The organism is Pseudomonas sp. 05T35 (genome assembly GCF_056396605.1).
In genome coordinates, this window is record NZ_JBFTLU010000371.1 from 1 (window position 1) to 4,609 (window position 4,609).

Annotated in this window: 4 protein-coding genes; all 4 read left to right on the top strand. The window is 59.9% G+C overall.

Features of this window, described 5'->3' with window-relative positions; genetic code table 11:
- The first annotated feature begins 82 nt into the window (after positions 1-82).
- The 4 genes from AC1DH9_RS22965 (at position 83) to AC1DH9_RS22980 (ending at position 4,305) form a co-directional block, all read left to right on the top strand.
- Entirely contained in the window at positions 83-1,204 is a 1,122-nt protein-coding gene (locus tag AC1DH9_RS22965; RefSeq protein WP_442114535.1) for a glycosyltransferase family 4 protein, read from the top strand.
- A complete protein-coding gene (gene rfaP, locus AC1DH9_RS22970; protein ID WP_477808835.1) occupies positions 1,201-2,010 on the top strand; it encodes a lipopolysaccharide core heptose(I) kinase RfaP in 810 nt (269 codons plus the stop codon). The genes AC1DH9_RS22965 and rfaP overlap by 4 nt, the downstream gene beginning before the upstream one ends.
- 103 nt (positions 2,011-2,113) lie before the next feature.
- Positions 2,114-2,866: a lipopolysaccharide kinase InaA family protein gene (locus AC1DH9_RS22975; RefSeq protein ID WP_427544068.1), complete on the top strand. Its 753-nt coding sequence runs from the start codon at positions 2,114-2,116 to the stop codon at positions 2,864-2,866.
- Positions 2,866-4,305 carry a lipopolysaccharide kinase InaA family protein gene (locus AC1DH9_RS22980; RefSeq protein WP_427544065.1) on the top strand — a complete coding sequence of 480 codons (1,440 nt, stop codon included), beginning with the start codon at positions 2,866-2,868 and terminating at the stop codon, positions 4,303-4,305. Before AC1DH9_RS22975 ends, AC1DH9_RS22980 begins: the two co-directional genes overlap by 1 nt.
- Positions 4,306-4,609: the final 304 nt, after the last annotated feature.

Consider the following 4,609-nt stretch of genomic DNA (forward strand, 5'->3'; position numbering starts at 1 on the left):
TCACTCGCCTGAACCCCGAGCGTGTCGCGAACCGTTTAAGCACGCTTTTGCAGCCGCCGCTACTGGCTGAGGAGCTGCGCTGATGCAATTGGCTTTTGTCCTTTACAAATATTTCCCGTTTGGCGGATTACAGCGCGATTTCATGCGCATCGCCCTGGAATGTCAGCAGCGCGGGCATCAGATCCGCGTCTACACGCTGATCTGGGAAGGCGATGTGCCGCCGGGTTTCGAAGTGCTGGTGGCGCCGGTCAAGGCGATCTTCAATCATCGCCGTAACGAGAAGCTGAGTGCCTGGATGGAAGCCGATCTGGCCAAGCGTCCGGTGGACCGGTTGATCGGCTTCAACAAAATGCCGGGGCTCGACGTCTACTACGCTGCCGATGGCTGCTTCGAGGACAAGGCGCAGACCCTGCGCAATGCCCTCTATCGGCGCTGGGGTCGCTACCGGCACTTTGCCGAGTACGAGCGCGCGGTGTTCGCCAAAGATGCGAAAACCGAAGTGTTGATGATTTCCGAAGTCCAGCAGCCGCTGTTCATCAAGCATTACGACACGCCGCTTGAGCGCTTCCATCTGCTGCCACCGGGCATTGCCCTGGACCGGCGTGCGCCGGCCAACGCGGCTGAAATTCGCGCTGAATTCCGTCGCGAATTTTCCCTGGCTGACGATGACCTGTTGCTGGTGCAGATCGGGTCCGGGTTCAAGACCAAGGGTGTCGATCGCAGCCTCAAGGCACTGGCCGCGTTGCCATCGGGGCTGCGTAAACGTACCCGGCTATTTGTAATTGGCCAGGACGACCCCAAAGTATTCCAGCTACAGAGTGCCACGTTGGGGCTCGGCGATAACGTGCAGTTCCTCAAGGGCCGCAGCGATATCCCGCGTTTCCTGCTTGGCGCCGACCTGTTGATCCACCCGGCGTACAACGAAAATACCGGGACGGTATTGCTTGAAGCGCTGGTGGCCGGCTTGCCGGTGCTGGTCAGTGCGGTGTGCGGTTATGCGCATTACATCGCTGAGGCCGACAGCGGGCTGGTGCTGGACGAGCCGTTTGAACAGGCGCAACTCACGCAGTACCTGACGACCATGCTGAGCGATGACGCAGCGCGTGCGGCCTGGAGCCGTAATGGCCTGGCCTTCGCTGACACGGCCGATCTCTACAGCATGCCGCAGCACGCGGCGGATGTGATTCTGGCGGAGCAACACTGAYGAAGCTGATTCTTGCCGAACCGTTCAAGAGCCTTTGGGCCGGACGCGATGCGTTCACCGAAGTCGAAGGCCTGAAGGGCGAGGTTTACCGTGAACTCGAAGCTCGCCGGACCCTGCGCACCGAAGTGGCCGGGAACGGCTTCTTTGTGAAAATTCACCGGGGCATTGGCTGGGGCGAGATCTGCAAGAATCTGCTCACCGCCAAACTGCCGGTCCTCGGTGCTGGCCAGGAGTGGCGGGCTATCCAGCGTTTGCAGGAAGTCGGCGTGCCGACCATGACCGCTGTCGCTTACGGCGAACGCGGCAGCAACCCGGCGGACCAGCACTCGTTTATCGTCACCGAAGAACTGGCGCCGACCGTCAGCCTGGAAGACTTCAGCATCGATTGGGTCAAGCAGCCGCCAGAGCCAAGACTCAAGCGTGCGTTGATTGCCGAAGTGGCGCGCATGACCGGCATGATGCACCGCGCCGGGGTCAACCACCGCGACTGCTATATCTGTCACTTTCTGCTGCACACCGATAAACCGGTGACGGCTGACGATTTCAAGCTCTCGGTGATCGATTTGCACCGTGCCCAGACCCGCCGGGCGATCACCCGGCGCTGGCGTAACAAGGATCTGGCGGCGTTGTATTTCTCGGCGCTGGATATCGGCCTGACGCGTCGCGACAAGCTGCGTTTCCTCAAAGGTTACTTCCAGCAACCCTTGCGCCAGATTCTGCGTGAAGAGGCGTCGTTGCTGGCGTGGCTCGAGGGCAAGGCCAACAAGCTGTATGAACGCAAGCAGCGCTATGGAGATGCGCTTTGATGGTGGGGACGGAGCCTGAAATTGCTGTACCGCCAAGGGTCTCGACTCAAGGCCTTCGACACGCGCCGGAACCGGCGGATCGTGAGATTTTCAAGGGATACGAATGACTGACTTTCTGGCCACTGACGACCGCGAACTGCTGGAACGTCATGGCCTCGACGGGTTCGATGCCCTGTGGGGCAAGCAACTCGACGCAGTGGATGAACCGAACATGTCTCAAGGTGGCTGGAGCAGTGTTTTTCGGCTGGATCTGGACGGTAACGGTTACTACCTCAAACGTCAGAGCAACTACTTGACGCGGTCCTTGTTCCGGCCGTTTGGCGAGCCCAGTTTTGCCCGTGAGTTTCGTAACATCAGCCGCTACCAACAGTTGGGAATTCCAGCGCTGCAGGCGGTATTTTTTGGTGAGCGCAAGCGAGAGGGTGAAGTCAGGGCGATTCTGCTGACGCGTGCACTGGACGGCTGGAATGATCTGGATTCGCTGCTGGAGCAGTGGTCGGGTCTCAGTGATGCGCAGCAGGCGGGGATTCTGCATGCCTGCGCGGGGCTTGCGCGTCGGCTGCACGATGTGGGTCAAGTGCACGGCTGCTTTTATCCCAAGCACATTTTTTTGCGACCCGCTGGCGCTGGTTATCAGGCGCAACTGATCGATCTGGAGAAAACCCGGCCGCTGCTGTTTGGTCAGCGTGACCGGATCAAGGATCTGGAGCCGTTGGTACGCCGGGCGCCGGTCTGGACCTGTGAGGAGGTGCGGCTGTTGCTGGCAACGTACCTGAATCAGTCGGCGAATAGCCCGCAGGTCGAGCGTTGGGTGCAGCGCCTGATCGCTCGACGCAGTCACAAGGAGACGCGTTGATGCGTTTGTCTGAACTGAAAAACGCCGGTCGTGAACCGGGATTGCCATTGAGTATCGAGCTGGCGGATGCCGCAGGTCCGGCGCAGTTGCAACTGCTCAGCGTGCTGCGGGTTTTGCCGGGCCAGCGTTATGTGGGGGCCGCTGTTTGGCGCGGGCGTCCGGTGCTGGCCAAACTGTTGGTGGGCAGCAAGGCGGCGCGACATTTTCAGCGTGAGCGGGACGGTGTCCGTCTGCTCGCCGCTCAAGGCCTGACCACACCGATGCTGCTGGCCGATGGTCTGAAAGACGGCGAGGGCGGCTGGTTGCTGTTCGATTTCCTCGAAGGCGCTGAAAGCCTCGGCGATGCCTGGAAGCAGGTCGAAGCACTACCGGTGCTGGCGGACGAGCAAACGGCGGTGTTGGCTGAGGCGCTGGGCGCCATCGGTCAATTGCACAGCAAGGGCCTGTGGCAGGAAGACTTGCACCTGGACAACCTGCTGCGCCAAAACGGCCAACTGTACTTGATCGACGGTGCGGGTATTCGGGTCGAGCAGGCTGGTCAGCCGTTGTCCCGACAGAAAGTCCTGGAGAACCTCGGGGTGTTTTTCGCCCAGTTGCCCAAGTCGCTTGAGCCGTTCACCGAAGAATTGCTGGTGTATTACCTGTTGAGCAACGGCGAGCATGCCTTGCCGCTGGAAGCCTTGCAGAAGCAGGTCGACAAGGTCCGCAGTTGGCGTTTGAAAGACTTTCTGATCAAGGTCGGCCGCGAATGCACGTTGTTCAGTGTGCAACGCGGGGCGTTCGGATTGCGCGCGATTCGTCGCGAGGAAGAAGCGGCCATGTTGCCGGTATTGGCGCAGGCCGATGCGTTGCTCGATCAGGGGCATCTGTACAAGACCGGTGGTGCTGCGAGTGTTGGCAAGGTCGAGGTGGCGGGGCGCACGCTGCTGGTCAAACGCTACAATATCAAGGGCGTTGCCCATTGGCTCAAGCGCTTCTGGCGCCCGAGTCGCGCCTGGCATTCATGGCGCGAGGGGCATCGCCTGGCGTTCCTCGGCATCGCTACACCCAAGCCGTTGGCGCTGCTGGAGAAGCGTTTTTTCTGGCTGCGCAGTCGGGCCTATCTGGTTACCGAGTATTTGTCGGGGCCGGACATTATTGAGCGTTTTGCGCCGTTCGTTGAGAGTGGTGAGGCGCCTGAAGCTGAGTTGCTGGCGCTGGATCATTTGTTTGCCGAGCTGATTCGCGAGCGGATCAGTCATGGGGATTTCAAGGGGCATAATTTGTTTTGGGACAAGGATCGCTGGTCGTTGATCGATCTGGATTCGATGTGTCAGCACGGTTCGCTGAGTAGTTTTGCTCCGGCGTATGCGCGGGATCGGGCGCGGTTTATGCGTAACTGGCCTGAGGGCAGTGCGCTGTATCGGGTGATTGATCAGCGGTTGCCCAAGAATGTGTAGGCGCTGAGCTTGCTTGCGATGGCGGCCTGACAGCCGACCAATCTCCCGCAGATGTACACCCATCAAACCTGTGGGAGCTGGCTTGCCTGCGAAGGCGGCCTGACAGCCGGCCTATCTCTTGCAGATGTACACCAATCCACTGTGGGAGCGAGCCTGCTCGCGATGACGGCCTGACAGCCGACCAACCTCTTGCAGGTGTACATATCCATTCCTGCGGTAACGGCCACTTAGGGTTTCGCCTGACGGCGACTCACTTTTTTTACAAGCGCCTAAAAAAAGTAAGCAAAAAAACGCTCGCCCCAAG